This is a genomic window from Lysobacter sp. GCM10012299, assembly GCF_042649405.1.
In the GTDB taxonomy this organism is placed as follows: domain Bacteria; phylum Pseudomonadota; class Gammaproteobacteria; order Xanthomonadales; family Xanthomonadaceae; genus Lysobacter_J.
This window is the reverse complement of sequence record NZ_JBHRZC010000001.1, coordinates 641,061-667,355: the sequence shown is the minus strand read 5'-3', so window position 1 is coordinate 667,355 and position 26,295 is coordinate 641,061. Positions and strand designations below refer to the sequence as shown.

The 26,295-nt window shown below is 69.1% G+C and carries 23 protein-coding genes; 10 read left to right on the top strand and 13 right to left on the bottom strand.

Features of this window, described 5'->3' with window-relative positions:
- The first annotated feature begins 44 nt into the window (after positions 1-44).
- Complete coding sequence (locus tag ACFOPO_RS03305) at positions 45-353, top strand: hypothetical protein (RefSeq protein ID WP_386700815.1); 309 nt, start codon at positions 45-47, stop codon at positions 351-353.
- A 4-nt stretch (positions 354-357) separates the two neighbouring features.
- Here the strand turns inward: ACFOPO_RS03305 and ACFOPO_RS03300 are convergent, their stop codons facing one another.
- Positions 358-1,419, bottom strand: coding sequence for an NADH:flavin oxidoreductase/NADH oxidase (locus ACFOPO_RS03300; protein WP_386700813.1), 1,062 nt, complete (start codon positions 1,417-1,419; stop codon positions 358-360).
- Positions 1,420-1,546: 127 nt separating this feature from the next.
- On the opposite strand from ACFOPO_RS03300, the gene tilS reads away from it, so the two are divergent.
- The 3 genes from tilS to ispA all read left to right on the top strand — a co-directional run bounded on the left by tilS (position 1,547) and on the right by ispA (position 4,125).
- Positions 1,547-2,842 carry a tRNA lysidine(34) synthetase TilS gene (gene tilS, locus ACFOPO_RS03295; RefSeq protein WP_386700811.1) on the top strand — a complete coding sequence of 432 codons (1,296 nt, stop codon included), beginning with the start codon at positions 1,547-1,549 and terminating at the stop codon, positions 2,840-2,842.
- Positions 2,843-2,944: 102 nt separating this feature from the next.
- On the top strand, positions 2,945-3,241 hold the full coding sequence (locus tag ACFOPO_RS03290; protein ID WP_386700809.1) for an exodeoxyribonuclease VII small subunit: 297 nt from the start codon (positions 2,945-2,947) through the stop codon (positions 3,239-3,241).
- Positions 3,238-4,125: a (2E,6E)-farnesyl diphosphate synthase gene (gene ispA, locus ACFOPO_RS03285; protein ID WP_386701265.1), complete on the top strand. Its 888-nt coding sequence runs from the start codon at positions 3,238-3,240 to the stop codon at positions 4,123-4,125. Before ACFOPO_RS03290 ends, ispA begins: the two co-directional genes overlap by 4 nt.
- Positions 4,126-4,230: 105 nt before the next feature.
- On the opposite strand, the gene ACFOPO_RS03280 is transcribed toward ispA, so the two are convergent.
- Together ACFOPO_RS03280 and pmbA are read right to left on the bottom strand one after the other, a co-directional pair.
- The gene (locus ACFOPO_RS03280; RefSeq protein WP_386700807.1) at positions 4,231-4,674 is read right to left on the bottom strand and encodes a DUF4870 domain-containing protein; all 444 of its coding nucleotides are present in this window, start codon (positions 4,672-4,674) and stop codon (positions 4,231-4,233) included.
- A 75-nt stretch (positions 4,675-4,749) separates the two neighbouring features.
- Positions 4,750-6,126, bottom strand: coding sequence for a metalloprotease PmbA (gene pmbA, locus ACFOPO_RS03275; RefSeq protein ID WP_386700805.1), 1,377 nt, complete (start codon positions 6,124-6,126; stop codon positions 4,750-4,752).
- An 80-nt stretch (positions 6,127-6,206) separates the two neighbouring features.
- Here pmbA and yjgA point away from each other — a divergent pair, with 80 nt between their 5' ends.
- Entirely contained in the window at positions 6,207-6,779 is a 573-nt protein-coding gene (yjgA, locus tag ACFOPO_RS03270) for a ribosome biogenesis factor YjgA (protein WP_386700803.1), read from the top strand.
- Between the two features lie 155 nt (positions 6,780-6,934).
- On the opposite strand, the gene tldD is transcribed toward yjgA, so the two are convergent.
- The 4 genes from tldD to ACFOPO_RS03250 form a co-directional block, all read right to left on the bottom strand.
- Positions 6,935-8,377, bottom strand: coding sequence for a metalloprotease TldD (gene tldD, locus ACFOPO_RS03265; RefSeq protein WP_386700801.1), 1,443 nt, complete (start codon positions 8,375-8,377; stop codon positions 6,935-6,937).
- 144 nt (positions 8,378-8,521) lie between these two features.
- Positions 8,522-12,409, bottom strand: a complete 3,888-nt coding sequence (locus ACFOPO_RS03260; RefSeq protein ID WP_386700799.1) for a YhdP family protein — start codon at positions 12,407-12,409, stop codon at positions 8,522-8,524.
- 54 nt (positions 12,410-12,463) lie between these two features.
- A complete protein-coding gene (gene rng / locus ACFOPO_RS03255; RefSeq protein ID WP_386700797.1) occupies positions 12,464-13,957 on the bottom strand; it encodes a ribonuclease G in 1,494 nt (497 codons plus the stop codon).
- Positions 13,954-14,538: a Maf family protein gene (locus ACFOPO_RS03250; protein ID WP_386700795.1), complete on the bottom strand. Its 585-nt coding sequence runs from the start codon at positions 14,536-14,538 to the stop codon at positions 13,954-13,956. The genes rng and ACFOPO_RS03250 overlap by 4 nt, the downstream gene beginning before the upstream one ends.
- A 122-nt stretch (positions 14,539-14,660) precedes the next feature.
- On the opposite strand from ACFOPO_RS03250, the gene ACFOPO_RS03245 reads away from it, so the two are divergent.
- From ACFOPO_RS03245 to ACFOPO_RS03235, 3 genes are all read left to right on the top strand, one after another.
- On the top strand, positions 14,661-15,410 hold the full coding sequence (locus ACFOPO_RS03245) for an SIMPL domain-containing protein (protein WP_386700793.1): 750 nt from the start codon (positions 14,661-14,663) through the stop codon (positions 15,408-15,410).
- A 2-nt stretch (positions 15,411-15,412) separates the two neighbouring features.
- On the top strand, positions 15,413-15,592 hold the full coding sequence (locus ACFOPO_RS03240) for a hypothetical protein (protein WP_386700791.1): 180 nt from the start codon (positions 15,413-15,415) through the stop codon (positions 15,590-15,592).
- 123 nt (positions 15,593-15,715) lie between these two features.
- Positions 15,716-16,399, top strand: a complete 684-nt coding sequence (locus ACFOPO_RS03235) for an energy transducer TonB (RefSeq protein ID WP_386700789.1) — start codon at positions 15,716-15,718, stop codon at positions 16,397-16,399.
- Between the two features lie 42 nt (positions 16,400-16,441).
- On the opposite strand, the gene rlmH is transcribed toward ACFOPO_RS03235, so the two are convergent.
- Entirely contained in the window at positions 16,442-16,912 is a 471-nt protein-coding gene (rlmH, locus tag ACFOPO_RS03230) for a 23S rRNA (pseudouridine(1915)-N(3))-methyltransferase RlmH (RefSeq protein WP_386700786.1), read from the bottom strand.
- 116 nt (positions 16,913-17,028) lie between these two features.
- Here rlmH and ACFOPO_RS03225 point away from each other — a divergent pair, with 116 nt between their 5' ends.
- Positions 17,029-18,573, top strand: a complete 1,545-nt coding sequence (locus ACFOPO_RS03225; RefSeq protein WP_386700783.1) for an alkaline phosphatase PhoX — start codon at positions 17,029-17,031, stop codon at positions 18,571-18,573.
- A gap of 343 nt (positions 18,574-18,916) precedes the next feature.
- Here ACFOPO_RS03225 and rsfS read toward each other — a convergent pair whose 3' ends face one another.
- From rsfS to leuS, 5 genes are all read right to left on the bottom strand, one after another.
- Positions 18,917-19,348, bottom strand: coding sequence for a ribosome silencing factor (rsfS, locus tag ACFOPO_RS03220; RefSeq protein ID WP_241918867.1), 432 nt, complete (start codon positions 19,346-19,348; stop codon positions 18,917-18,919).
- 33 nt (positions 19,349-19,381) lie between these two features.
- Positions 19,382-20,059: a nicotinate-nucleotide adenylyltransferase gene (gene nadD / locus ACFOPO_RS03215; protein WP_386700780.1), complete on the bottom strand. Its 678-nt coding sequence runs from the start codon at positions 20,057-20,059 to the stop codon at positions 19,382-19,384.
- Between the two features lie 11 nt (positions 20,060-20,070).
- Positions 20,071-21,147: a DNA polymerase III subunit delta gene (gene holA / locus ACFOPO_RS03210; protein WP_386700777.1), complete on the bottom strand. Its 1,077-nt coding sequence runs from the start codon at positions 21,145-21,147 to the stop codon at positions 20,071-20,073.
- A 15-nt stretch (positions 21,148-21,162) separates the two neighbouring features.
- Entirely contained in the window at positions 21,163-21,819 is a 657-nt protein-coding gene (gene lptE, locus ACFOPO_RS03205) for an LPS assembly lipoprotein LptE (protein WP_386700775.1), read from the bottom strand.
- Positions 21,820-21,920: 101 nt separating this feature from the next.
- Positions 21,921-24,647, bottom strand: a complete 2,727-nt coding sequence (gene leuS, locus ACFOPO_RS03200; protein WP_386701263.1) for a leucine--tRNA ligase — start codon at positions 24,645-24,647, stop codon at positions 21,921-21,923.
- A gap of 255 nt (positions 24,648-24,902) precedes the next feature.
- Between leuS and ACFOPO_RS03195 the strand changes: the two genes are divergently transcribed.
- Complete coding sequence (locus ACFOPO_RS03195; RefSeq protein ID WP_386700772.1) at positions 24,903-26,228, top strand: amidohydrolase family protein; 1,326 nt, start codon at positions 24,903-24,905, stop codon at positions 26,226-26,228.
- The last annotated feature ends 67 nt before the right edge of the window (positions 26,229-26,295 follow it).

The following is a 26,295-nucleotide window of genomic DNA, read 5'->3' as shown; positions in this document are numbered from 1 at the left end:
TACTCGCGCCCGGGCCCGGCCTGCCGCCGGGCGGGAGCGTTGCCATGGTCATCACCCGCGTCCGCGTGATGTCGGTTGCCAAGATCTTCGCCATCATCTCGGCCGTGTTCGGCCTGATCGCCGGCGTGCTGATGTTCCTGTCGTTCTCGGTCGGCGGCATGGCCGAAGCGGCGCACGCCGATCCCGGCCTGGAATGGGTGGCCGGCCTCGGCGCCCTGGCCATAGTCGTGCTGCCGATCTTCTACGGCGTGCTGGGCTTCATTGCCGGCGCGCTGTACGCGTGGATCTACAACGTTGCCGCGCGCTTCGTCGGCGGCATCGAGATCACGACCAGCGAAGGCACGACGCGCTGACGGCTCACCACGCGCGCAGGTACTGCTCCGGCGCGTGCAGCTCGGCGTCGAGTTCGCGCGCGGCGCGGCGCGGGAAGTACGGGTCGCGCAGCAGTTCGCGCGCCAGCAGCACCACGTCGGCATCACCGCGTTCGATCACCGATTCGGCGTGTCCGGGTTCGGTGATCAGTCCGACCGCGCCCGTCGCAATGGAGGCTTCGCGACGGATGCGCGCCGCGAACGGCACCTGGTAGCCAGGCTCGAGCGGAATCTTCGCCCCATGCAGCAGGCCGCCGCTGGACACGTCGATCAGGTCGACACCGCGCGCCGACACCAACCGCGCCAGTTCGACACTCTGCTCGACATCCCAGCCGCCGTCGGCCCAGTCGGTGGCGGAGATGCGCAGCCATAGCGGCAGTCGCTCCGGCCACACCTTGCGCACGGCGTCGAGCACTTCCAGCAACAACCGCGTGCGGTTTTCGAAGCTGCCGCCGTAGGCATCGTCGCGCTGGTTCGACAGCGGCGACAGGAACTGGTGCAACAGATAGCCGTGCGCGGCATGCAGCTCGATCAGGCGGAAGCCGGCGGCATGCGCGCGCCATGCGGCCGCGGCGAAATCGTCGACGAGGGTCTTCAATTGCGCTTCGTCCAACGCGGCCGGCATCGGCGAGGTCTCGCTGAAGGGCAGCGCCGAGGGCGCCACCGGGGTCCAGCCACCGTCGGCATGGCTCACCGTGATGCCGCCCAGCCACGGCGGCGCGACGCTGGCCTTGCGCCCGGCATGGCCGAGCTGGATGCCGGGGACGGCGCCCTGGCAGGACATGAAGCGGGCGATGCGCGACCAGGCTTCGGCCTGGCGGTCGTTCCAGATGCCGGTGTCGGCCGGCGAGATGCGGCCCTCGGCCGATACCGCGGTGGCCTCGGCGATGATCGCCCCCGCGCCGCCGACGGCGCGGCTGCCCAGGTGCACCAGGTGCCAATCGTTGGGCACCCCGTCGACCGCCGAGTACTGGCACATGGGTGCCACCACCAGGCGGTTGCGCAGGGTCAGCGAACGCTGCTGGAAGGGCTCGAATAACCTGGCCAAGACCGTCTCTCCACAGAATGTGCATGCGAAGGTGCATGCGGGTGCAGGCAAATGGTGCGTCCATTGCCTCGGCAACACAGCACCATCGGTAGGTTGCTGCATTCCAATGCCGTGGCACCATCGGCACATGCCCCCTTCACCCCCCTCCTCGTTGCCTGCAGCCCTGCATGACCGGCCCGACGCGCTGCTGTGCGTGGGCTACAGCGGCGGCTTGGATTCAGCCGTGCTGTTGCACCTGCTGGCGACCACGGCCGGCACTGCGACGCTGCGGGCGCTGCACGTGCACCACGGCCTGCATCCACAGGCCGACGCATGGGCGGAACACTGCGCGCGGACCTGCGCAACGCTGGGCGTGCCGCTGACGGTGGTGCGGGTCGACGTGGTCCGTGATGGCGATGGCCCGGAAGCGGCGGCCCGCGCCGCCCGCCATGGCGCCTTTGCCGAAGCGCTGGCGCCCGGCGAAGTGCTGGTGCTGGCGCACCACCGCGACGACCAGGCCGAGACGCTGCTCCTGCGCGCGCTGCGCGGCTCCGGCAGCGACGGCCTGGCGGCGATGCGGCGCTGGCGAGAGTTCGGCGTCGGCCGGCTCTGGCGGCCGCTGCTCGACCATGGCCGCAACGACCTGCTCGCCTACGCGCAGGCGCATGGCCTGGCCTGGATCGACGACCCCAGCAACAGCGACACGAGCTTCGACCGCAATTTCCTGCGCCAGCGTGTGATGCCGCTGCTGCGCGAGCGCTGGCCGCATGCCGATGCGGCACTGGCCCAGTCGGCGGCCCTGTCGGCACAGGCACGCGACCTGCTCGACGCCGGCGATGCCCAGGCCTTGGCCAGTGTCGCCACCGCCGATCCGCATTGCCTGTCGCGCCAGCGGCTGCTGGCGATGCCGGCAACGCGACGCGCGCGCGTGCTGCGGCGCTGGATCGCCGAGCTCGGCCTGCCCGCGCTGCCAGCCAATGGCGTTGCCCGCATCGAGTCCGAAGTGATCACGGCCGACGACGACGCACAGGCATTGTTCGCCTGGCAGGGCGCTGCCGTGCGCAGCTGGCGCGATCTGTTGCATGCCGATGCCATCCGCCCGCACATGCCGCTGGACTGGCGCAGTGCGTGGAGCGGACACGCGCCGTTGCCACTTCCCCACGGCGGGCAACTGAGCCTGGAGGGCGCAACGTCCCTCGACGGCGACGTGATCGTGCATGCCCGCCATGGCGGCGAGCGCTTCGTCCAGCCCGGCCGCAGCCATTCGCACGCGCTCAAGCATGTGCTGCAGGACCTCGGCGTGCCTCCGTGGCAGCGCGAGCGCCTGCCGCTGCTGAGCGATGCCGCCGGGCAACTGCTCGCGATTGCCGACCTGGCGTATTCGGCGCCGTTCGACGCCTGGCTGCGCCAGCGCGGGGCACGGCTGGTCTGGGGCGACCACTGACGCCACCCGCGCCCGCGAACCGCGCCACGCGGCACGCGCCCCGCAGCACATTGGCCCACCGTGGCAATTGACCCCCGCCGGGCCCGGTCGCAAACTTCGCCCATGTCGCGCAAAACCACCCAAGAAGCCGCATCCGCCTCACCCGTCAGCGATTTCGAGCAGTCGCTCGATGCGCTCGAACAGCTGGTCGAGAAGATGGAACACGGCGAGATGAGCCTGGAAGACTCCCTGGCCGCGTACGAGCGCGGCGTGGGCCTCTACCGCCGCTGCCAGAGTGCCCTCGAGCAGGCCGAGCTTCGCGTGCGCCTGCTCAGCGACCCGCAGAATCCGGCTGCCGCCGAGCCGTTCGCCGCACTGTCGCCGCAGGCGCCGACGCGGTCCGACTTCAGCGATGACTGACGTCGGCGATGTCTGACCTGACCGGCTGGCGCGAGCGCGCCGACGCCGCGCTCGCGCGAGCCCTGCCCGACCCTTCGCTGCCACCGCAGCGCCTGTCTGCCGCCATGCGCCACGCCGTGCTGCTCGGCGGCAAGCGCATGCGCCCGCTGCTGGTGTACGCCAGCGGTGTCGCGCTGGGCGCCAACGTCGAATCGCTGGATGCGCCGGCGGTGGCGGTCGAACTGATCCACGCCTATTCGCTGGTGCATGACGACCTGCCGGCGATGGACGACGACGCCCTGCGCCGCGGCCAGCCGACCGTGCACGTGGCCTTCGACGAAGCCACCGCGATCCTTGCCGGCGATGCATTGCAATCGCTGGCGTTCGAAGTACTGGCGGATGCGCCGGTCTCCGATGCCATCCGGGTTTCGTTGCTGCGCACGCTGGCCATCGCGTCCGGGGTCGGCGGCATGTGCGGCGGCCAGGCGCTCGACCTCGCGGCGACGGGCAACGGCACTGCGATATCCGTCGCCGATCTCGAACGACTGCACGCACTGAAGACCGGTGCGCTGATCCGCGCGGCAGTGCGCATGGGCGCGCTGTGCGGCGGTGCGTCTTCAACCGAACTCGATGCGCTGGACCGCTACGCCGATGCACTCGGCCTGGCGTTCCAGGTGCGCGACGACATCCTGGACATCGAGGGCAACAGCGCCACCCTCGGCAAGACCGCGGGCAAGGACGTGGCGCAGGACAAGGCGACCTTCCCGGCGTTGATCGGCCTGGAGGCATCGCGTGCCCGCTTGCAGGAACTGGGCGCGGCGATGACGGCCGCGCTGGCGCCGTTCGGCGCGCGCGCCGATGCGCTGGCCGCGTTGGGCCGGTTGGCGATCGAGCGCGATCGTTGAGGCGTCCCGGGTGCGGCCTGCGGCCTTACCCGGGCTACCGTCAGAGGGATGTGCGCGTAGCCCGGGTAAGGCCAAAGGCCGCACCCGGGGCCCCGACGCGCCGGCTTACTTCACCAGCCGCAACGTAAACGGATAGCGGTAAGCCACGCCCTCGTTCGACTTCACAGCGGCGATGATGGTGAACACCAGCCATGCCACGCCGATCACCACCCAAGCCGGGATCGCGATCAGGAAGCCGATGCCAAGCGTGATGAACACCAGCACCCACAGCGCGAAGAACACGATCGCCACGGTGATGTTGTAGTTCAGCGCTTCCTTGGCCTGGTCCTCGACGAAGGGCATGGTGTCCTTCTTCAGCAGCCAGATGATCAGCGGGCCGAGGAACGTACCCCAGCCACCGATGCCGGAGGTGAGCACCGCGCCGGCGATCGCCGACAGGTGCGCGAACATCGCCCACTGGCGTTGCTCGGCCGGGATGCCGCCGGCATGACTTTCCGGCGGCGGCGGCGGCGCGGAGTACGGGCTCGGATCGTTCGGGTTTTCGCTCATGACGGTCTGCTCCCTTGACTGTTGAAGGTCACTTTCCGCCCGCGACCGGGCCGGGTCAAGCCTGCCCCCGCCGCCTCACTCGACCGTTTCGCCCGCCACCGTCATCCGGCCGACCAGGATCGAGCCGGTGCGCAGGTGCGACCGCGGGTCGACGTCGCTGCCGACCGCCTCGATCGCGGCGAACATCGACTTGAGGTTGCCGGCGACCGTGATGCCGTCGACCGGGTACTGGATCTGCCCGTTCTCGATCCAGAAGCCGGCTGCGCCGCGCGAGTAGTCGCCGGTAACGGTGTTGACGCCCTGCCCCATCAGCTCGGTGACCAGCAGGCCGCGGCCCATCCCGGCCAGCATCGCCTCGAAGTCGCCGGCATTGGCCTCGACCTGGAGGTTGTGCACGCCGCCGGCGTTGGCGGTGGTCTGCAGGCCGAGCTTGCGCGCCGAGTAACTGCCCAGGATGTAACGCTGCAGCACGCCGCCCTTCACCAGCGGCGCCTCGCGCGTGGCCACGCCTTCGGCGTCGAACGAACTGGAGCGGAAACCGCGCTGCAGGAACGGCAGCTCGTCGATGGCGAACCAGTCTGGGAACAACTGCGTGCCGGCCGAGTCGACCAGGAAGCTGGCGCGACGGTACAGCGCACCGCCGGAGACCGCGCCGAGCAGGTGGCCGATCAGCGAACGCGACATCTCGGCGGCGAACAGCACCGGATACTCGCCGGTGGCGATCTGTCGCGGCTGCAGGCGCGAGGCGGCGCGCTGGGCCGCCTTGCGGCCGATGGTTGCCGCCGACTCGAGGTCGTCGGCGGACAGGCCGATGCTGTACCAGCCATCGCGCTGCATGGCGTCGCCGCGGCCGGCGATCAGGGCGCAGCCGAGGCTGTGCTGGGTGCTGCGCTCGCGGCCGATGAAACCGTGCGAGTTGGCATACACGCTGATGCTCTCGCCAGTGCCGACCGAGGCGCCATCGGAGTTTTCGATGCGCGCGTCGGACTCGCGCCCGGCCTGCTCGCAAGCCAGCGCCAGGTCGATCGCGCGGTCGGCGTCGATCACCCACGGGTGCCAGGAGTCGAACTCGCGCAGGTCGCGCGCCATCAGCGCGGCTTCGGCCAGGCCGGCGGCGGCATCGTCCTCGGTGTGGCGGGCGATGGCGCAGGCCTGCTCCACGGTGGCGCCCAGGCTGTCCTCGCGCAGGTCGGCGGTGCTGGCACTGCCCTTGCGCTGGCCGAAATAGACGGTGACGGCGATGCCGCGGTCGCGGGTCGACTCGACCGTCTCGACCTCGCCCATGCGGACGTTCACGTTGAGCCCGGATTCCTCCGAGCACGAGACCTCGGCCTGGGTGGCGCCGCTGGCGCGGCAGCGCTCCAGCAGGCGCTGCGACAGCTCCGCCAGGGACTCCAGGCGGGCATGGCTGTCACCCAGGGAAGCGGCGTATTGGGGAGTCAGTTCGTTCAATGGCTTATCCTTGTGGCCTGCCGTTCCAGGGGCCTGGCCCCGGAACCTGTTGTTGCAAGTGAAATTCAGGAAGAAGTGTCATGCGTGGTAGAGACGAAGAAACCGGCGAGTTCCTCAGCCCCAGCCGCAGCCAGAACCGGCGCGAGGCGCTGGAGGTGTTGGCCCTGGGCGAGAAGCTGGTGGCGCTGACCGAGTCGCAGCTGGCGAAGCTGCCGGTGCCCGAGTCGCTGCTGCCGCACATCCGCGAGTGCAAGCGCATCACCGCCAACATCGCCCACAAGCGCCAGCTGGCGTTCCTGGCCAAGCAGATGCGGCGCGAGGACGATGAAGTCCTGGACGCGCTGCGCGATGCGCTCGACGAGGACGGCGAGGCGGCGCGGCGCGAAGTCGCGGCCATGCACCGCATCGAAGCCTGGCGCGAGCGCCTGATCGCCGACGGCGACCCGGCCCTGGCGCAGCTGCTCGACGAATACCCGACGGCCGACCGCCAGCGCCTGCGCCAACTGGTGCGCAACACCATCGACGAGCGCAACCGCAACAAGCCGCCGCATTCGTTCCGCGAGCTGTACCGCGAACTGCGCGGGCTGATCCTGGGTGGTAACGGCACGGGTGGTGGCGACGCGGGCGACGACGAGTCCGACGACCTCGAATAACCGCAGCCTCCCTTTCACCGTTCGCCCTGAGCGTAGCGGCGCAGCCGCGAAGTCGAAGGGTCGCCGTGGCAGCGCTGCGTGGCCGGTGCTGATGCCCTTCGACTTCGCTGCGCTACGCTCAGGGCGAACGGCTGATTTGAGCAAGCGCGCTGTCATCACGCCTGCGTGCCACCCACCGTCAGCTGGTCGATCAGCAGCGACGGCTGGCCGACGCCGACCGGCACGCTCTGGCCGTCCTTGCCGCACACGCCCACGCCTTCATCCAGCGCCAGGTCGTGGCCGATCATCTTCACCCGCTGCATCGTTTCCGGGCCGTTGCCGATCAGCGTGGCGCCCTTCACCGGCGCGGTGATCTTTCCATCCTCGATCAGGTACGCCTCGGTCGCCGAGAACACGTACTTGCCGCTGGTGATGTCGACCTGGCCGCCGCCGAAGTTGACCGCGTACAGGCCCTTCTTCACCGAACGGATCATCTCTTCCGGATCGTGCTGGCCGGCCAGCATGTAGGTGTTGGTCATGCGCGGCATCGGCAGGTGCGCGAACGATTCGCGACGGCCGTTGCCGGTTGGCGCCATGCCCATCAGGCGCGCGTTGAGCGTGTCCTGCATGTAGCCGACGAGCACGCCGTCTTCGATCAGCGTGGTGCAGTGGGTCGGCGTGCCTTCGTCGTCGACGTTGAGCGAACCGCGACGGCCCGGCAGCGTGCCGTCGTCGACGATGGTGACGCCCGGCGAGGCGACGCGCTGGCCCATGCGGCCGGCGTAGGTCGAGGTGCCCTTGCGGTTGAAGTCGCCTTCCAGGCCGTGGCCGACGGCTTCGTGCAGCAGCACGCCCGGCCAGCCACTGCCGAGCACCACCGGCATGATGCCGGCCGGCGCATCGATCGCTTCCAGGTTCACCAGCGCCTGGCGCAGTGCTTCGCGCGCGAGCTTCTCGGGCTTGTCGCCATCGAGCAGTTCGGCATAGCTGTAACGCCCGCCGCCACCGGCGTAGCCGCTTTCGCGACGGCCGTTGTGCTCGACGATCACCTGCACGTTGAGGCGCACCAGCGGACGCACGTCGGCCGCCATCACACCGTCGCTGCGCGCGACCAGGATCGTGTCGACGCCACCGGACAGGCTCACCATCACCTGCTGCACGCGCGGATCGGCGGCGCGCAGCATGCGGTCGATGCGACGCAGCGCTTCGACCTTGGCTTCGTTGGCGTAACCGTCGATCGGATCTTCGGGCACGTAGAGTTCACGACCGCCGTTGCGCACCAGTGAGTGCGGTGCCTGGGTCGTGCCATCGCGGGCAATGGCACGCGCCGACTTCGATGCGGCCAGCAACGCCTGCGTGTTGATCTCGTCGGAGTAGGCGAAGCCGGTCTTCTCACCGCTGATCGCGCGCACGCCCACGCCCTGCTCGATCGAATGCGCACCGTCCTTGACGATGCCGTCCTCGACCGTCCAGCTCTCGCGGCGGGCGTGCTGGAAATACAGGTCGCCGAAGTCCACGCCCGGTCCGAGCAGCGTGCCGAATGTGCGTTCAAGGCCGCCGGCATCGAGCCCGGCGGGCAGCAGCAGGCGGGTTTCGGCGATCTGGATGGGCAGGGTCATCGGGTCGGGGGTTCCGGGCTGGGCGTGAGTCGAAAAACTGAGGTTATACGCTGGACTAGATGCGGGCGAAGTGTCCGTCTTCCAAGGCAGGAAGCACGGGGAGACCCGCAGGAGGGGCCCGAGGCCCCCGAAGTCCCGACCGGCTCAACGCGAGGGCGGGACCGTCGTCTGCGCCCTGCCCTGTTCGCTGCCGACCACTTCGACCTTGGGCTCTTTCCACGGCCCGGTCACGTGGTAGGTGCGCGAGGCCATCTGACCCAGCGGTTTCTGCAGCACCGCGTTGGCGGCGGCACCGATCGCCGCACCGACGGGACCTGCGGCAATCGCGCCGGCCACGGTCAAAAGGTTGCCTGCCTTGGGCCGCACTTCGATGGTCTGGTCGAAGCTCTGCGCGCGCAGGTTGGCGCTGCCGCTGATGCTGATCTGCGCGGCCGGGCCGTCGATGGAAATGGCATCGCTGTGGGCCGTGCCCGCGGTGAAGCGCACCTTGCCGCCGGCGCGGTTGAAGGCGAAACCCTTGGAGAAGAAATCGCGGAAATCCAGCATCAACCGACGCGGCAGCTGCGCCAGGCTGAGCAGGCCGAGCACGCGACCGGCGCCGGGCTCGACTTCGAGCAGGCGGCCGTCACGGATGTCGGCATCGAGCGAACCTTCCAGCGTGGCCAGGTTGAAATCGGCCGGACTGCCGTTCCAGCCGGCGGCGAAATGCATCGTGCCGACACCACCGGCGAGCTGCTGGCTCATGCCGAAGCCGCCGAGCAGCGCGCCCAGGTCCTTGCTGTCGATCTTCACGTCCATCTGCGTGCGCGCGGCGGTGCCCCGCCCGCTCCAGTCGCCGCTGATGTCGAGGCTCTGGCCGGGGCCGCGCATGCGCAGTTGTTCGAAGCGCATGCCTGTGCTGCTCGGGCGCGTGCGCAGGTTGGCTTCGCCGAGCTGCGCATCGGCGACGCGCAGTTCGGCGATGTCGATGGTCAGTGGCGGAATCTTCGCCGGATTGAAACCGTCATTGCCGGCTACGGGCGGTGGCGTCGGTGCCGGAGTCACTGGTGTCGCGACCGATGCAGCCGTGGCGCCGGTCGGCGTCTTTCCGCCAGGCGCCTTGGGCGAACGCCAGTACACGCGATCGAAGCGTCCGGCGATCGGCGCGCCATCGCCGGCCGGAATCAGCACGGCACCCTGCAGCGCCGCGCCTTCCACCTGCACCGCGGTGGCGCCCTGAGGCGCCGGCACCACCACCAGGTGGGTATCGGCGAACGCGCCGCCGATCAGGTTGAGCCGTTGCGCGGTGACGTCGATGCGCTGCAGCGCAAGGCCGCCGCCACTGCCGCCATACATCATGGCGACCCAGTCGATGGCATCGAGCACCGGCGCGCGTCCCGTTGCCACCAGTCCGTGCGCCGGAGGCGCTTCGTCGACGCGCGAGCTACCAAGAGCGATGCGCACGCCGGTCTGCGTCTTGCCGGTCGCATCCTCGCGGCTGCGCGCGCGCACGCCGAGCAGGTTGCCGAGGCTGACGCGGATGTCATCGCTGCCCATCGGCAACGGTGCATCGATCGAAGCGGCCAACGCATCGCTGGCCGGCTTGCGCAGCGGTGCCGGCAGGTTGAGCGCGGTGCCGACGAGGTCGGACCGCAGCTGCAGCGTCGTCGGCGCGGTGCGTCCCTTCGCCGCCTTGGCAATGTCGATGCCCACCGTCCAGCGCGAACGGCCATCGACATAGGGCTTCAGCCAGGCCATCTCCGGTGCCCGGTCGAGCAGGCTGGCGATGGTCATGTCGGCATCGAGCCCGGCCTCGAACACATGCGACTTGTCGCTGACGTACGGGTCGCCTGCAAGCAGCGTCAAGCGTGCTGGCTGGCCCTCCAGGCGCACGCGCAGGTCCTTGGCGCCGAAGCCGCCGTTCGCGTATTCGGCGCGGCCGTTGACCTGGTCGAAGGCCAGCTTCCAGCGCGGGTCGGCGAGCTTGGCGTCCTTGAGTTCGACCGTGCCGTTGATGGCGTTCACCGAACCGGGCGCCAGCGGCATCTTCATGTCGAAGCCGACCCGGGCCGCGCCACTGGCGACGACGTTGTTGAGCGTGTCGGCGTGATCGGCCTGCAGCGGGCTGTTGCGCAGCAGTTCCACCAGCTGCGCGGCATCGGCGCCGCCTTGTGCCTTGATCGTGAGCGCGCCACCACCGTAATGGTCGATGCCCGCGTGCACCTGGTCGATCTCGACGCCGGCCAGCTTGCCGCGACCCTCGATCGTGAAGCCATCGGCGATGAAGGCGACGTTGGCGCTGAGGCCTTCCACTGCAGGCCAGGCGGGCTGGAACTTCACCACGCCTTCTTCAATCTGCGCCACCGCTTCGAAACGACCGTTGCGGTCGCGGAACGGCCAGTCGTCCAGGTCGCCCGACACCACGGCGTGGCCGTTGCGGAGTACGCCGCCGACCAGGGCCGAGTCGAGCCATCCGGTCAGGCGCGGCGACATCTTGTGGTGGATCCAGAAGCCCCTGGCAACTGGGACCTGGGTCGGGTCGATATCGGCGGCAATGTCGATCCACGGGCGCGAACCATCGCCCTGCCACCACAATCCACCGCGCGCCTTCAGGCCGAAGTCTTCGCCCTTGATCGCCAGTGCCGGCGTGCCGACGCGCCAGCCGGCTCCCTCGCGCCAGCCGCTGACCAGGCCCTGCAGGGAAACGGTGTGGGCAACGCCAAATCCGCGCGGCCAGTCGAACACCATCGGCGACTTCGGATCGAGCACGAAGCTGAAACCGTCGGCATCGCCGTCGAACTCACCGGCCAGTCCACTCAGGCCGGGCGCGTTGCCGGCGGCCCCGAATCCAAACGCGGCGATGCGCGCATGCGTGCGCATCGGCCCGCCGCGCACGCCGGCCACTTCGATTCGTTGCAGCGACACCTGCGGCGTCGTGCTGTACAGCCACTGGCGAAGACCGGGGTCGAGGCGGTCGCTGAGCGCGGCGGCGGCGAGCAGCGGACCGGCGTCGATGCGATCGGCCATCAGTGCGTAACGGGCACCGCCGGCGACGGCCAGGCCGTCGAGTTTCTGCGCGTGGCCGGCACTGTCGATGCGCAGCTTCGGTGCGTCCGCGCGCCAGCCGCCATCGACCAGGCGCCAGCGCGCGCGGGCTTCCAGGTGCGGGAACATCACCCGCGGCACCGAACCGTCGGCCAGTGCCGCACCACGCAGGCCGACGCGGTCGAGCGCAGCGTCGACGATCACGTCGGTGATGCGGTGGCCACGCAGCTGCGCCCACGCTTCGGCGCGTCCCTGCCCGGACTCGCTACCGACGCCGGCCAGTTGCAGCAAGGGCCCCCAAGCCGCCAGGTCGGCGCGGCGCGTGCCGAGGTAGGCCCGGCCATCGCCCTGCTTGCGGTCGAAATCGAACACCGCGTCCAGCGGCGACATGGCGGCACCGGGCACGCCCACGCTCGGCCAGGCGCGCACGCCGGCGCGCACGCGCGGACCGTCGACACGCAGGCGCAAATCGATCCGCGGAATCCGCGCATCGATGCCCAGCTGCGGCGCCATGATCGTCAGCTTGCCGCCGATCACCTGCAGTTCGCCCAAACCTTCCAGCGCCGCCAGCGGATCACGCGAAGGCTGTTCCTGGCCCGGCAGGCCGCGCACCTTCCAGCGCGCGTCGTCGCCGCGCTCCAGGGTGAGGTCGAGGTCGCGCAGGCGCAGTTCCGAGAACGCATGGCCGGGAAGCAGGCCGGCATACACCGACACCAGCATCTCGGTGTCGCCGACGGTGAACGCCTGGTCGCCCGCGCCGACGCGCAGGTTGTCCAGTCGCAGCAACGGTCCACGCCGGGTCCAGTCGGTTTCGACCTTGTCGAACGACACCGGCCGGCCAGCACGCTCGGACAGCCATTCCGCGACGCGCTTGGGGTTGCTCTCCGCCAGCGGCAACAACTGGCTGGCGATCGCCAGCACCAGTGCGATCAGCACCAGCACCAGCGCGGTGGTATAGAGCAGGCCGCGGCGGGCGATGCGCAGTCGGCGGCGCATGGGCGTCGGCATCAACCGGCTCCGTGCGCGTGCTTGCCTGTCGCCCCGTCCCGGCCCAGGCGCTCGTCAGAGCAGGACAACATCGAACTGCTCCTGCGCATACTGGTCGTCGGCCTGGAAGCGGATCGACTTGGCGAGGAACTCCTCCAGTTCGGCCACCGCCGCCGACTCCTCGTCGGTGATGCGCGCGACCACCTTCGGCGAAGCGATCACCAGCAGGCGTTGCGCGTCGAACTGGCGCACCTGGCGGACGATGTCGCGGAAGATTTCGTACGTCACCGTCTCCGGCGTCTTCAGCGTGCCGCGTCCGCCGCATTCGTGGCAGGGCTCGGACAGCTGGCGCTCCAGGCTTTCCGTGGTGCGCTTGCGCGTCATCTCCACCAGGCCCAGCGGCGAGAACTCGTACACCGTGGTCTTGGCGTGGTCGCGGGCGAGCGACTTCTCGAGCTGCCGCAGCACCTGCCGCTTGTGCTCGGAGTCGGTCATGTCGATGAAGTCGATGATGATGATGCCGCCCAGGTTGCGCAGGCGCAGCTGGCGCGCCACCGACTGCGCGGCCTCGAGGTTGGTGCGGTACACCGTCTCCTCGAGGTTGCGCTGGCCGAGGAACGAGCCGGTGTTGATGTCGACCGTGGTCATCGCCTCGGTCTGGTCGATGACGAGGTAACCGCCGGACTTGAGCGGCACCTCCTTGTCGAGCGCACGCTGGATCTCGTCCTCGACGCCGTACAGGTCGAAGATGGGACGCGCGCCGGTGTAGTGCTCGATCTTCTCGTCCAGGCCCGGCATGTACTGCGCCGCGAACACGCGCAGGCGCTCGCAGGTCTCGCGCGAATCCACGCGCACCTTCTCGACGTCCTTGCGCATCAGGTCGCGGACCGCGCGCAGCGGCAGGTTGAGGTCTTCGTACACGCGTTCGCCAACACGGGCCGTGCGCGAGCGCTCCTCGATCAGGCCCCAGACCCGGCCGAGGTAGGCCACGTCCTCGGCCAGCTGTTCCTCAGGCTGGCCTTCGGCATTGGTGCGCACGATGTAGCCATGGCTGTCGCTGGACGGCGCCAGCGAGGTGATGTGCGCCTTCAGGCGGGCGCGCTCGGCCTCGTCCTCGATGCGCGCCGACACGCCGACCACGCGCGTGCGCGGCAGCAGCACCAGGTAACGCGAGGGAATGCTCAACTGCGTGGTGAGGCGCGCGCCCTTGCTGCCGATCGGGTCCTTGACCACCTGCACGATGATGTCCTGGCCTTCGCGCAGCAGTTCGGCGATGGGTCGTGTAGGCGCGGGCGGCAGCGGGGCCTCCTCGCCTTCGCTCGCTCCCTCTGCAACGGGCACCGGCTTGATGATGTCGGCCGCATGCAGGAACGCTGCGCGCTCCAGCCCGATCTCGACGAACGCCGCCTGCATGCCCGGCATGACCCGCTGGACCTTGCCCTTGTAGATGTTGCCGACGACGCCGCGGCGCCAGCCGCGTTCGATGTGCAGTTCCTGGAGCATGCCGTTTTCGACGACGGCAACGCGGGTTTCGCGGGGCGTAACGTTGACCAGTATTTCTTCGGTCACTTCAACACTCCGAACTGGCGCAGCAAGGTGGCGGTTTCGTACAACGGCAAACCCATCACGCCGGAGTAGCTGCCGGAAAGACGCGTGGTGAACGCCTCGGCCAGTCCCTGGATCGCATACGCGCCCGCGCGCCCGTGCGGCTCGCCGCTGGCAACGTAGTCGTCGATCTGCGCCGGACTGAGCTGCGCGAAGGTGACTTCGGAAATCGAGACGGCCTGCAGCTCGCGCGACGGCGAAACCAGCGACACTGCCGAGATCACCTGGTGGGTGCGTCCGGACAGTCTGCGCAGCATCGCCGCGGCATCGGCATCGTCGGCCGGCTTGCCGAACACTTCATCGTCGAGCACGACCTCGGTGTCGGAGCCGAGCACGACCGCGGTGGGGTTGCCGACCACCTTGAGCAGGCCGGCACCGGCCTTCTCGCGGGCGACCCGGCGCACATAGGACTCGGCCGGCTCGCCGGGCTGCGGGTGCTCGGGGATGTCGAGGTCGAGCACGCCGAACTCCAGGCCGGGCTGGCTCGACAGGAGCCGGCCCAGCAATTCGTGCCGGCGGGGGGATTTGGAGGCGAGGTAAAGCATCGGCGAAAGCATAACCCGCGCTGACTGCGCGGCAGCGCGCGCGGCGTCACTCAACCCCGACCAGGCTCACGAATCGTTCACTGCACCATCCAGACCCTAGCCCCAACCTCAAGGAGTTGTTCATGCACCTGACGTCTTCCCGCTTCGCCCTGCGCCCGCTCGTGCTGGCCGCCGCCCTCGCCTTTGGAGCCTTCCCCGTCGTGAGCCCCGCCCAGACCACCCCGTACGTTGCAACCGACGGAACCCTGCTGTCGGTGTCGGCCCAGGCCGAGGCCCGTCGCGCGCCGGACATCGCCACCCTCTCCACCGGCGTGGTGACCCAGGCCGCCGACGCCAATTCGGCGATGCGCGCCAATGCCGAGCAGATGACCAAGGTGGTGGCGGCGATCAAGGCCGCCGGGATCGCCGAACGCGACATCCAGACCAGTGGCGTCAACCTCAACCCGCAGTACAAGTACGGCGACAACCAGCCGCCGACGATCACCGGCTACCAGGCGCAGAACACGGTGAATGTCACGGTCCGTGACATCGGCAAGCTCGGCAAGATCATGGATGCACTGGCCGCCACCGGCGCCAACCAGATCAACGGCCCGACCTTCGACATCGACGACGCCAAGAAGGGCGAGGCCTACGACGAGGCGCGCCGCGCCGCGGTCGAGAAGGCGCAGACGCGTGCGCAGATGTACGCCAAGACGCTGGGCCTGAAGGTCCGCCGCATCGTCAGCATCAGCGAGGGTGGCAGCTTCGCGCCGCCGCGTCCGATGCCGATGATGGCCATGGCCCGCGGCAAGGAAGCCTTCGACACGCCGATCGCAGCCGGTGAAAACACGCTGTCGGTCAGCCTGGATATCGTCTTCGAACTGGGGAACTGATCATGACCCGCTCCGGCAAGACCACTCCGCCCGCCGCCGACCCACGTCCGGGCCAGAACCCGGGTTACCCCGAGCCGAAGCCGCGCGACCGCGAGGATGCGCAACAGCCGCATCCCAAGCGCAAGCCGGACCCGGATGAAGGTGGACTGGGACGGGAACCGGAAAAGTTGCCGGAGCGCTGATCGCCTCCACGCTGCAGACATCAGGCCCGCCTTGTGCGGGCCTGATTTTTTTTGCGAGTGATTCAACCCCGTTGCCGACACGGATGCGTTTGCCGCCAGTGCAGACCACACCAGGAGGCACCCATGTCGAATGCGATTTCCCTGCGCCACCAGGCCGGTTCGTTCCGTGTCGCCGACGTCGATGGCGGTCGCATCATCGCCAGCGCCAGTGCCATCGCCGTCAATGCGGTGGTGGTGATGCTGCTGATGATGCCGCTGGTGAAGTACGCGCCGCCGGTGCAGGAACGCGTCATCCAGGTCTTCGAACTCGTCCCGCGCAAGCCGATCGAGCCTCCGCCGCAGCCGCCGCAGGACGTCAGGATCGAACGCACGCCGCCCAGGCCGGAGCGCATGCCATCGCCACGGCTGGCGCCGGCGGAGACGACCGTCACCGAAGCCGTGGTCGACGCCCAGGCGGGCGATGAAGCGCTGCCGCCGGTTGAGCCCGGCACTCCGGACGGATCGCTGGGCGAGTCGTTGCCGCCTGCCAGCGGTTCGGTGCTGCAGGCCTTGTCGGCACCCGCACCGGCCTACCCGCGCGAGGCGGTGCGCGAAGGCCTGATGGGCACCGTCGAACTGGAAATCCTGGTCGGCATCGACGGCCGTCCGCTGGAGGTTCGCGTGGTGCGCAGCAGTGGCCATCGCGTGCTCGACCAGGCAGCCAGGCGCGCGGTGCTGGCGCAGTGGAGGTTCCAGCCGGCGTTCCGCGACGGCCAGGCCGTGCAGGCGCTGGGACGCGTGCCGATCGAGTTCAAGCTGGACCGGTGAGCGATGCGCCCGGGCTGCGATCCACGCAGTCCGGGCCGCAGGTCAGGCGCGGTGGTAGGGATGGTTCGCCAGCAACGCCGCCGCCCGATACAACTGCTCCGCGGCGACCAGCCGCACCAGCATGTGCGGCAGCGTCAACGGCCCCAGCGACCACGATTCGTCACCGCGCGCGATCACCTCCGGTGCGTGCCCTTCCGGACCGCCGATCAGGAAGGCCAGGTCGCGGCCCTGCCCGCGCCAATGCTCCAGGCGCTGCGCCAGCTGCTCCGACGACCAGGTGCGGCCGCGTCCGTCGAGGGTGATCACGCAGGCGTTCTTCGGCAATGCGGCCAGCACGCGCGCGCCTTCGTCCTGGGTGGCACGCGCGGCGTCGCGCCCCTTGCCGCGCAGGCCCGGTTCGATCTCGACCAGCTCCAGTGGCAGCCAATGGGACAGGCGCTTGCGGTATTCGCCGAAGCCTTCGGCCACCCAGCGCGGGGCATGCTCACCGACGGCGATCAATTTCGCTTTCATTGACGCGAATGTTACCGGTAGCGCGTCACGGTACCGCGCACTGACTCGGCGATGTCATCGTTCGGCCACGCCACGCACCTAGGTTGCAGGCTCCCCCAGCCCCGCAGGAGCCGCAGATGAATGCGTTGGATCTCTCCCGCCGCCAGGTCCTCAAAGGCGGCGCCGCCGCCATGGCCGTTGGCGCCATGAGCAGCCTTGGTGCCTTGTACTCGCGTCAGGCGCTGGCCGCCGGCGACCCGACCCGCCTTGCCCCGATTCCCGGCCGCTATGGCCCGCTCGCACCGGTCGCCGACCGCGCCACCGGACTGCCGTTGCTGCAGTTGCCGCGCGGCTTCAGCTACCGCTCGTTTGGCTGGAGCGGCGATGTGATGAGCGACGGCCAGCCCTGCCCCGACCGCCACGACGGCATGGCCGTGGTCGGCGTGCGCCGGCCCGGCTCGCGCCCGGACGACAAACACGACCACGGCAAAGGCCACGGTCACGAACTCGTGCTGATCCGTAACCACGAGCGCGGCGGCGCCAGCCCGATCAACGCACCGGGCATGTACGACCGCGGCGACATCGGCGGCGGCCAGGTGGCCGGCGGCGGCACCACCACGATGACCTGGCGCAACGGCGAATGGCGCAGCATCGAGGCGAGCCTCGGAGGCACGCTGGTCAACTGCGCCGGCGGCCCGACCCCGTGGGGCAGCTGGCTGACCTGCGAAGAGATCAAGACCGATGCGGTCTCGAGCACCGGCAAGAAGCACGGCTACGTGTTCGAAGTGCACGCCGAAGCCGAACGCACCAGCGGCCGGCCGCTGGTCGGGCTGGGCCGTTTCAGCCACGAAGCCGTCGCCATCGACCCGCGCACCGGCGTGGTCTACCTGACCGAGGACGACCGCAACAAGGCCGGCCTGTACCGCTTCATCCCCAACGACCGCGCCGGCCGTTACGGCTCGCTCGAACACGGCGGCCGCCTGCAGGCCGCGCGCGTGCGCCGCCACCCCAACGCCGACCTCACCGTCGCCGCGATCGGTGACGAGTACGCGCTGGAATGGGTCGACATCCCCGACCCGGACCTCGACAGCATCGTCGCCCCGTCCGGCTTCCCCGACATCTCCGCCGGCGAGACCCTGAGCGGCCCGTTCGCCCAAGCGTGGAGCGCGGGCGCACTGCGCATGAGCCGCGGCGAAGGCATCTGGCACAGCTACGGCAAGATGTTCATCGTCGACACCAGCACCGGCATCGACGCACAGGGCCGCAAGGGCCGCGGCAACGGCGCGGTGTGGGTGCTCGACCTGCTCACCCAGCGCATCCGCGCACTGTTCGTCAGCGGCCACCAGCTGGCCGCGCACAACCCCGACAACATCACCGTGAGCAGCCGCGGCGGCGTGCTGCTGTGCGAAGACGGCGGCGAAAGCCCCGACCAGTACGGCCCCGGCGCACGACTGATCGGACTGACCCGCCAGGGCGAGAGCTTCTGGTTCTGCAAGAACAACATCGAACTGACATCGACCCAGATCGCCAACGCCGGCAAGGTCATCCCCGAGGGCGACTACCGCGACAGCGAGTTCTGCGGCGCGTGCTGGGACCCTTCCAGCCAGACGCTGTTCGTCAACATCCAGACGCCGGGGATCACGGTGGCGATCACGGGGCCGTGGGAGCGCGGGCATTTGTAGAAGATCGACGTCCATGGATTCCCGCCTTCGCGGGAATGACGGTTTCAACGACGCTGGGTTCCCGCCTTCGCGGGAATGACGGCTTCAACGACGCTGGGTTCCCGCCTCCGCGGGAATGACGGGCAAGCGCCGAAGACCGGGAAATGAAGCGGCGGAGCGTTGGCCGACGGGTCGGGGATTGATCCGCAGCGGGACATGGATGTCCCGCGCCCCGCATCAGACAGGATGTCTGACTAAGGGGCGGAGCAATCCCCGGCCCGGCGGACAACGCCACGACGAAGACACTCGCCCAAAAGCAAAACGGCGCCACAAAGGACGCCGTTTCTTGAGTTCGAGAGAGAGATCAGCGACGCCGGCCGTAGCCAACCTCGTATTCCTCGTCCTCTTCCATGCCCGGCGGCTGGTCGCCGACCGTCCACAGACGCTCGAGAGCGTAGAACTCGCGAACGCGCGGCAGCATCACATGGACGACCACATCGCCCAGGTCCACGAGCACCCATTCGGCCTCGCGCTCACCTTCCACGCCCAACGGCTGCACGTCGAGGTTCTTGGCGAACTTGACGACCTCGTTGGCGATGGACTTCACGTGGCGCGTCGAAGTGCCCGAGGCGATCACCATGTAGTCGGTGACGCTGCTTTTGCCGCGCACATCGATCTCGACGACATCCTTGGCCTTCAGTTCCTCGACCGCGGCGTGGACCGTCTTGAGCAGGAGATCTACCGGCGGCGGCGGGTCGGGCAGGCGGGTCTTGATGACTTGTGCTTCGGTACTCAAGGGGCGATGGCTCTCGGCGCGGGGTTATGGAGATTATAACGGAGCGGGTGTGACGTCCCGGACGGCGTACAGCCCGTGACGGCGGATGTATTCGGCCACTGCCGCCGGGACCCAATCCTGCCAGGGCTCGCCAGCGGCGATCCGCCGACGCAGCTCCGTGGACGATTCCGGGCGCTGCAGGGCCAGCTCGAACACCGCGAAGCCCCCAGCAGGGGCTTGCGACAGCTCCAGCGCATCCCGCCAGCGCGGCGCGAGCTCCGCATGGACCCGCGGCGACTGCGCGCCGATGGCGGCCGCGTCCAGGTGCGATCCCGGCCGGGCCACGGCCAGGACGTGCGCGAAATCGAACAATTCCTGCCAGCGATGCCACGTGTGCAGTTGCAGCAGCGAATCGCCGCCGAGCATCCACACGATCGGCACGTCAGGGCCCAGCTCCAGACGCAGTTCACGCAAGGTATCGACCGTGTAGGACGGCCCTTCCCGCTTCAGCTCCCGGCGATCGACCTTGAGCCCCGGCTCGCCGGCCATCGCCAGATCGAGCATCCGCGCACGCGCCGAGGCATCGGCATGGGTCGCGTCCTTGTGCGGCGGGTCGGCCGCGGGAATCAGGTTGACCTGTGCCGCCAGCCCATCGCGCACCGCGCAGGCCACTGCCAGATGACCGCAATGGACCGGATCGAAGGTGCCGCCGTAGAAAACACGCAGCGTCATCGCCCGCCGCCTCAGCCGAGCGGGACGTTGAGCAGCTTTGCCGCGCGCGGCTCCGCCACCGCCAGCAGCAGGCGCTCCAGCGCGAGCCACGCGTCGGTCGGCTCCTCGCCGACGCGGCCGCGGCCCTTGGCGATGCGATCGACGCGACCGGCCTCGGCCACGAACGCATCCCAGCGCGGCGCAGCGTGGCGCTGCAGCGCGCGCCGGTACATCGGCTGCTTCGAATCCCAGATCCGCTGCGCCTTGAACTCGTTGACGAGGTTGCCGCCCTTGGCCTGCACGCGCGCCAGCGATGCGGCGCGTTGCAGTTCCATCACCACCATGCCGAGCAGCGCCGGCACGGCTTCGCCTTCGGCGCGCAGCCCGGCCAGCATGTGCGCGACCTGCGCGCCGCTGCCGTTCATCGCCGCGTCGACCAGGCGGAACACGTCGTAGCGCGCGGCATCGGCGACCAGTGCGGTGATCTTCGCGCTGTCGAGCGTGCTGCCATCGGACAACAGGGCGAGCTTGTCGATTTCCTGCGCGGCGGCGAGCAGGTTGCCCTCGACGCGATCGGCGAGGTTCTGCACGGCATCACGGTCAGCGCGCAGGCCGTGCTGGCGCAGGCGACGCTCGATCCAGTCCGGCAATTCGTGCGGCTTGACCGCCCAGGCTACTGCGATGAGCCCGATGCGACCGATCGCTTCGCTCCACTTGCCGCCGTGCTGCTTGCTCCACTCGCCGGCAGTGACCATCAGCACCACGTCATTCGGCGGATCGGAGCAGAAATCGCTGATGACTTCGGCGCCTTCCTTGCCCGGCTTGCCGCTGGGCAGGCGCACTTCGACCAGGCGCCGGCTGGCGAACAGGCTCGGCGCGCGGAAGCTCGCCGACAAACCATTCCAGTCCGGCTCACGCTGGTTGCCTTCGGCTTCGAAGACTTCGCGTTCGGCAATGCCCTGCCGGCGTGCGGCGGCACGCACCGCGTCGGCGGCTTCGAGCACGCGCAGCGGTTCGGGACCGGCGATCAGGTAGGCCGGACGCAGCGGCGGCGGCGTGGCCTGGTCGAGGCCAAGCTGGGCGACCAGCTGTTCCGGCTTCAGTTCCATTTCAGCAGCGCGGGTTCAGCGCGGCGTGCCGTCGACAGGCGTGCCGTCGAGAGGCGTGCCGTCGACGGGGGTTGCCGGCGCGGCTTCGGGCGTTGTTGCAGGCGGCGCTGTCGTGGGCGGCGTTGTCGTGGACGGCGCCGGTGCGGGCATCGCCGCCGTGTGGCGGGCAACGGCGTCGAGGCGACGCAGCACCGACGCGACCATCTCGCGGCGCATTTCGCCCTGCAGGATCTCGCGCTCGCCTTCGGTACCGATCGACTGCACCGGGTTGGACACGTAGTCGCGCGCCAGCTCGATGGTCTGGCGCGGCACCGGCGTGGAGCCATCGGGCTTGCGCACTTCGAACGTCACCGCATAGCGCAGCGAGTACTCCTGCGCGCGGCCGAGTTCGTCCAGTGCGATCGGACGGTCGCCCCACTGCTCGCCGAGCAGGTCGAGCACGGTGGCGTTGCCGGTGTCCTCGGTGGCCGGCGTGGCGCCGGCGCGGGTCAGTGCGTCGGCCAGCGATTCGGCCAACGGGCTGTACCGGTCTGCCGAGACCACGCGCACCGGCCCCATGTCGGCCGGCAACTCGAGGGCACTGCGCAAATGGAAGCCGCAGGCCGACACGGCCAGGGTGATGGCCAGCGCGGCGCTGGCGGGGATCATGCGACGGATCGAGTGACGGATCATGGGTGCAGTCTGGACGAGGGCCCTGTTGCCATCAATAGCGCGCGCTTGCCGGCGGCCGCCCATGCGAACGCCATTCAGCCAAGCCCCGACGGCCCGGATCGTCATCCGGCAACGATGTTCACGATCTTGCCCGGGACGACGATCACCTTCCGGACCGACAGGCCTTCCATGAACTTGGCCACGTTCGGCTCGGCCAGGGCCAGGCGCTCGGCGTCTTCCTTGCTGATGCTCACCGGCACGTCGATGGTGCCGCGCAGCTTGCCGTTGACCTGCACCGCGAGCGTCACCGCATCGCGCACCAGCGCGGCCGGGTCGGCGACCGGGAACGGCACGTCCTCCAGCAGCGTCTCGGCGTGGCCCAGTGCCTGCCACAGCGCATGGCACACGTGCGGCGTGACCGGGTTGAGCAGCAACACCATCGCCTGCAGGGCTTCATGGCGGACGGCACGGCCCTGGTCGCTCATGTCGTCGAACTTCGACACATGGTTGAGCAGTTCCATCAGCGCCGCGATCGCGGTGTTGAAGCTGTGGCGGCGGCCGTAGTCGTCGCCGACCTTCTGGATGGCCTCGTGCAGCTGGCGGCGCAGCGTTTTCTGCGCGGCGCCGAGCTGGGCCGCGTCCACTTCCGGATGGTCCGGCCGGGACACGTGCTCGAGCACCTCGCGCCAGAAGCGGCGCAGGAAGCGCGACATGCCTTCCACGCCCGCCTCGTTCCACTCCAGCGACTGTTCCGGCGGCGCGGCGAACATCGAGAACAGGCGCACCGTGTCGGCGCCGTACTTGCCGACCATCAGCTGAGGATCGACACCGTTGTTCTTCGACTTCGACATCTTCTCGGTGCCGCCGATCACCACCGGCTTGCCATCGGCCTTCAGCGTGGCACCGGTGATGCGGCCGCGTTCGTCGCGGATCACCTCGACGTCGGCCGGGTTGATCCAGTCCTTGGAGCCGTCGGCGTGGTCGCGGTAGAAGGTTTCCGCGATCACCATGCCCTGCGTGAGCAGGTTGATCGCCGGCTCGTCGCTGCCGACCAGGCCCTGGTCGCGCATGAGCTTGTGATAGAAGCGGAAGTACAGCAAGTGCAAAATCGCGTGCTCGATGCCGCCGATGTACTGGTCGACCGGCGTCCAGTACTTGGCACGCTCGTCGACCTGCTGCTCGGCGCCCGGCGAGGTGTAACGCGCGTAGTACCAGCTCGACTCCATGAAGGTGTCGAAGGTGTCGGTCTCGCGCTCGGCCGCGCCGCCGCACTGCGGGCAGGTGGTCTGGCGCCAGGTCGGGTCGGACTTGATCGGAGAAGCCACGCCGCTGAAGGCGACGTCTTCCGGAAGCACGACCGGCAGCTGGTCTTCCGGCACCGGCACATCGCCGCACTTGCCGCACAGGATCACCGGGATCGGGCAACCCCAGTAGCGCTGGCGGCTGACACCCCAGTCGCGCAGGCGGAAATTGACGCGGCGCTGGCCGCTGCCGTCGCCTTCGAAGCGCGTGGCCAGCGCATCAAGCGCCTGCTGGAATTCCATGCCGTCGAACTCGCCGGAATTCACCAGCCAGCCACGCTCGGTGTAGGCCGACTCCTCGGCGATGCGACGCTGGAACTCTTCCACGACTTGAACCGCCGCGGTGGTGTCGTAGACATCGACCGCGCCGGCGCCGCCGAGCGCGCTGCGCATCGGATCGTCGTGGCGCGACAGATGCTCACCGATCTCGGCCAGCGCGTCGCGCACCTGCGCCGGCACGATGACCATGCGGATCGGCAGCGCGTAACGCTGGGCGAACTCCCAGTCGCGCTGGTCGTGCGCGGGCACGGCCATGACCGCGCCGGTGCCGTAGTTCATCAGCACGAAGTTGGCGACGAACACCGGCAGCGCTTCGCCGGTGATCGGATGGATGGCGCGCAGGCCGGTGTCGCGGCCGCGCTTTTCCTGCGTTTCCAGTTCGGCTTCGGTGACGCCGCCCTTCTTCAGGTCGGCGAGGAACTCGGCCAGTTCGGCGTCCTTCTGCGCCGCCGCCAGGGCCAGCGGATGCTCGCCGGCGATCGACACGAAGGTCACGCCCATCAGCGTATCGGGACGCGTGGTGAACACGCTCAGCGGCGCGACGGCGTTGCCGTCCGCATCATGCACGTCGAAGCGGATCTCCAGGCCTTCGCTGCGGCCGATCCAGTTGCGCTGCATGGTCTTGACCGCATCCGGCCAGCCCGGCAATGCGTCCAGGCCGTCGAGCAGCTCTTGCGCGTAATCGGTGATCTTGAGGAACCATTGCGGGATCTCGCGCTTTTCCACCAGCGCACCGGTGCGCCAGCCGCGGCCGTCGACGACCTGCTCGTTGGCCAGCACGGTCTGGTCGACCGGATCCCAGTTGACCACCGAATTCTTGCGGTATGCCAGGCCCTTCTTCATCAGGCGCACGAACATGCGCTGCTCGTGCACGTAGTACGACGGCTGGCAGGTGGCGAACTCGCGCGACCAGTCGATCGCGTAGCCCATCTGCTTCAGCTGCGCCTTCATGTGGGCGATGTTGGCGTAGGTCCACTTCGCCGGCGCGGTCTTGTTCTTGATCGCGGCGTTCTCGGCCGGCAGGCCGAAGGCGTCCCAGCCCATCGGCTGCAGCACGTTGTGGCCGGTCATGCGCTTGTAGCGGCTGATGACGTCGCCAATGGTGTAGTTGCGCACGTGGCCCATGTGCAGCGCGCCCGACGGGTACGGCAGCATCGACAGGCAGTAGTACTTGGGCTTGTCCGAGCGCTCGTCGACCTCGAAGGCGCGGCTGTCGTCCCAGAACCCCTGGGCGGCGGCCTCGATGGCAAGCGGATCGAAGGCCCGGATGTCGGTGGCGTTCGGATCGGCGACGGTTTGAGCGGCTTCGACGTCTGTGGACACGGGGGGCAAGGGCAAGCTAGGGGAAGACCGCCAAGCCTACCGCAGTGCACAAATGGCCGCTATTCCGGGGCCGGCGGCATGGGCGCCCCGGAGACCACCGGACTGCATCGTGACCGGCCGCACGGCCGCTTTAGACCAATGGCCCAGGAGCCCGGCCTGCCCGCGCGGCTAGAGTAGGCCCTTCACCCGGGGAGATACCGAATGCGCCTGTCCACACTCGTTCTGTCCTTGAGCACGGCCCTGGCGGCCATGCCTGCCCTCGCCGCCAACGACAGCTATGCGCTGCAATGCGGCCAGCTGTTCGATGCCCGCGCCGGCAAAGTACTGGGCCCGCACACGATCATCGTGCGCGCCGGCAAGGTCGCCGAGGTGGCTGCTGGCGCGACCGACAGCGCCGGGCTGCCGCGCATCGACCTGTCTGGCCACACCTGCACGCCCGGCTGGACCGATCTGCACGTGCACCTGGGCAGCCAGTCCAGCCCGCAGAGCTACACGGAAGGCTTCCGCCTGGACGAGGTCGATTTCGCGTTCCGCTCGGTCGGTTTCGCCAACAAGACGCTGATGGCGGGTTTCACCAGCGTGCGCGACCTCGGCGGCGAGGTCAGTCCGCACCTGCGTGACGCGATCAACCAGGGCCTGGTCGATGGACCGCGCATCTGGGCCGCGGGCAAGTCGATCGCCACCACCGGCGGCCATGCCGACCCCACCAATGGCTACAACGATGCGCTCTCGCACCTGATCGGCCCGCCCGGCCCCACCGAGGGCGTGATCAACTCGATCGACGATGCGCGCCAGGCCGTGCGCCAGCGCTACAAGGAAGGCAGCGACGTGATCAAGATCACCGCCACCGGTGGCGTGCTGTCGTATGCCAAGTCCGGCGACGCGCCGCAGTTCACCGTCGAAGAGGTCAAGGCGATAGTGGATACCGCCAAGGACTACGGCTACCGCGTCGCCGCCCACGCCCACGGCGAGGAAGGCATGAAGCGCGCGGTGCTCGGCGGGGTGACCTCGATCGAACACGGCACCTACATGAGCCCGGAAGTGATGTCGCTGATGAAGCAGCACGGCACCTGGTACGTGCCGACGATCTACGCCGGCCGCTTCGTCGCCGACAAGGCCAGGATCGACGGCTACTTCCCCGAAGTGGTGCGGCCCAAGGCGATCCGCATCGGCGCGCTGATCCAGGACACCGCCGGCCGGGCCTACAAGAACGGCGTCAAGATCGCCTTCGGCACCGACATGGGCGTGGGCCCGCACGGCGACAACGCGCGTGAGTTCATCTACATGACGGAAGCCGGCATCCCGGCGACGGTGGCGCTGCAGGCAGCGACGATCCGCGCCGCCGAAGTGCTCGGCGTCGACGACCAGGGCGTGATCGAGGTTGGCAAGCGCGCCGACATCGTCGCGGTGCCCGGCAATCCGGTCGAGGACATCAGCGCGGTGATGAAGGTCGACTTCGTCATGAAGGACGGCAAGGTCTATCGCCAGCCGGGTTCGCAGCCCGCGCAGGCATCGGCGGCGCTGTAACGCTCGTCGTCCCGGCGAACGCCGGGACCCATTTTGACGTTGCGCATTTCCATTCAGAGCCCAACGT

What these genes read in the sequence shown, in the direction of transcription:
- ACFOPO_RS03305 (WP_386700815.1), top strand. Translation starts at nt 45, where the DNA reads ATGGTCATCACCCGCGTCCGCGTGATGTCGGTTGCCAAGATCTTCGCC.
- tilS (WP_386700811.1), top strand. Translation starts at nt 1,547, where the DNA reads ATGCCCCCTTCACCCCCCTCCTCGTTGCCTGCAGCCCTGCATGACCGG.
- ACFOPO_RS03290 (WP_386700809.1), top strand. Translation starts at nt 2,945, where the DNA reads ATGTCGCGCAAAACCACCCAAGAAGCCGCATCCGCCTCACCCGTCAGC.
- ACFOPO_RS03280 (WP_386700807.1), bottom strand. Translation starts at nt 4,674, where the DNA reads ATGAGCGAAAACCCGAACGATCCGAGCCCGTACTCCGCGCCGCCGCCG.
- yjgA (WP_386700803.1), top strand. Translation starts at nt 6,207, where the DNA reads ATGCGTGGTAGAGACGAAGAAACCGGCGAGTTCCTCAGCCCCAGCCGC.
- tldD (WP_386700801.1), bottom strand. Translation starts at nt 8,377, where the DNA reads ATGACCCTGCCCATCCAGATCGCCGAAACCCGCCTGCTGCTGCCCGCC.
- ACFOPO_RS03260 (WP_386700799.1), bottom strand. Translation starts at nt 12,409, where the DNA reads ATGCCGACGCCCATGCGCCGCCGACTGCGCATCGCCCGCCGCGGCCTG.
- ACFOPO_RS03250 (WP_386700795.1), bottom strand. Translation starts at nt 14,538, where the DNA reads ATGCTTTACCTCGCCTCCAAATCCCCCCGCCGGCACGAATTGCTGGGC.
- ACFOPO_RS03245 (WP_386700793.1), top strand. Translation starts at nt 14,661, where the DNA reads ATGCACCTGACGTCTTCCCGCTTCGCCCTGCGCCCGCTCGTGCTGGCC.
- ACFOPO_RS03240 (WP_386700791.1), top strand. Translation starts at nt 15,413, where the DNA reads ATGACCCGCTCCGGCAAGACCACTCCGCCCGCCGCCGACCCACGTCCG.
- ACFOPO_RS03235 (WP_386700789.1), top strand. Translation starts at nt 15,716, where the DNA reads ATGTCGAATGCGATTTCCCTGCGCCACCAGGCCGGTTCGTTCCGTGTC.
- rlmH (WP_386700786.1), bottom strand. Translation starts at nt 16,912, where the DNA reads ATGAAAGCGAAATTGATCGCCGTCGGTGAGCATGCCCCGCGCTGGGTG.
- ACFOPO_RS03225 (WP_386700783.1), top strand. Translation starts at nt 17,029, where the DNA reads ATGAATGCGTTGGATCTCTCCCGCCGCCAGGTCCTCAAAGGCGGCGCC.
- nadD (WP_386700780.1), bottom strand. Translation starts at nt 20,059, where the DNA reads ATGACGCTGCGTGTTTTCTACGGCGGCACCTTCGATCCGGTCCATTGC.
- holA (WP_386700777.1), bottom strand. Translation starts at nt 21,147, where the DNA reads ATGGAACTGAAGCCGGAACAGCTGGTCGCCCAGCTTGGCCTCGACCAG.
- lptE (WP_386700775.1), bottom strand. Translation starts at nt 21,819, where the DNA reads ATGATCCGTCACTCGATCCGTCGCATGATCCCCGCCAGCGCCGCGCTG.
- ACFOPO_RS03195 (WP_386700772.1), top strand. Translation starts at nt 24,903, where the DNA reads ATGCGCCTGTCCACACTCGTTCTGTCCTTGAGCACGGCCCTGGCGGCC.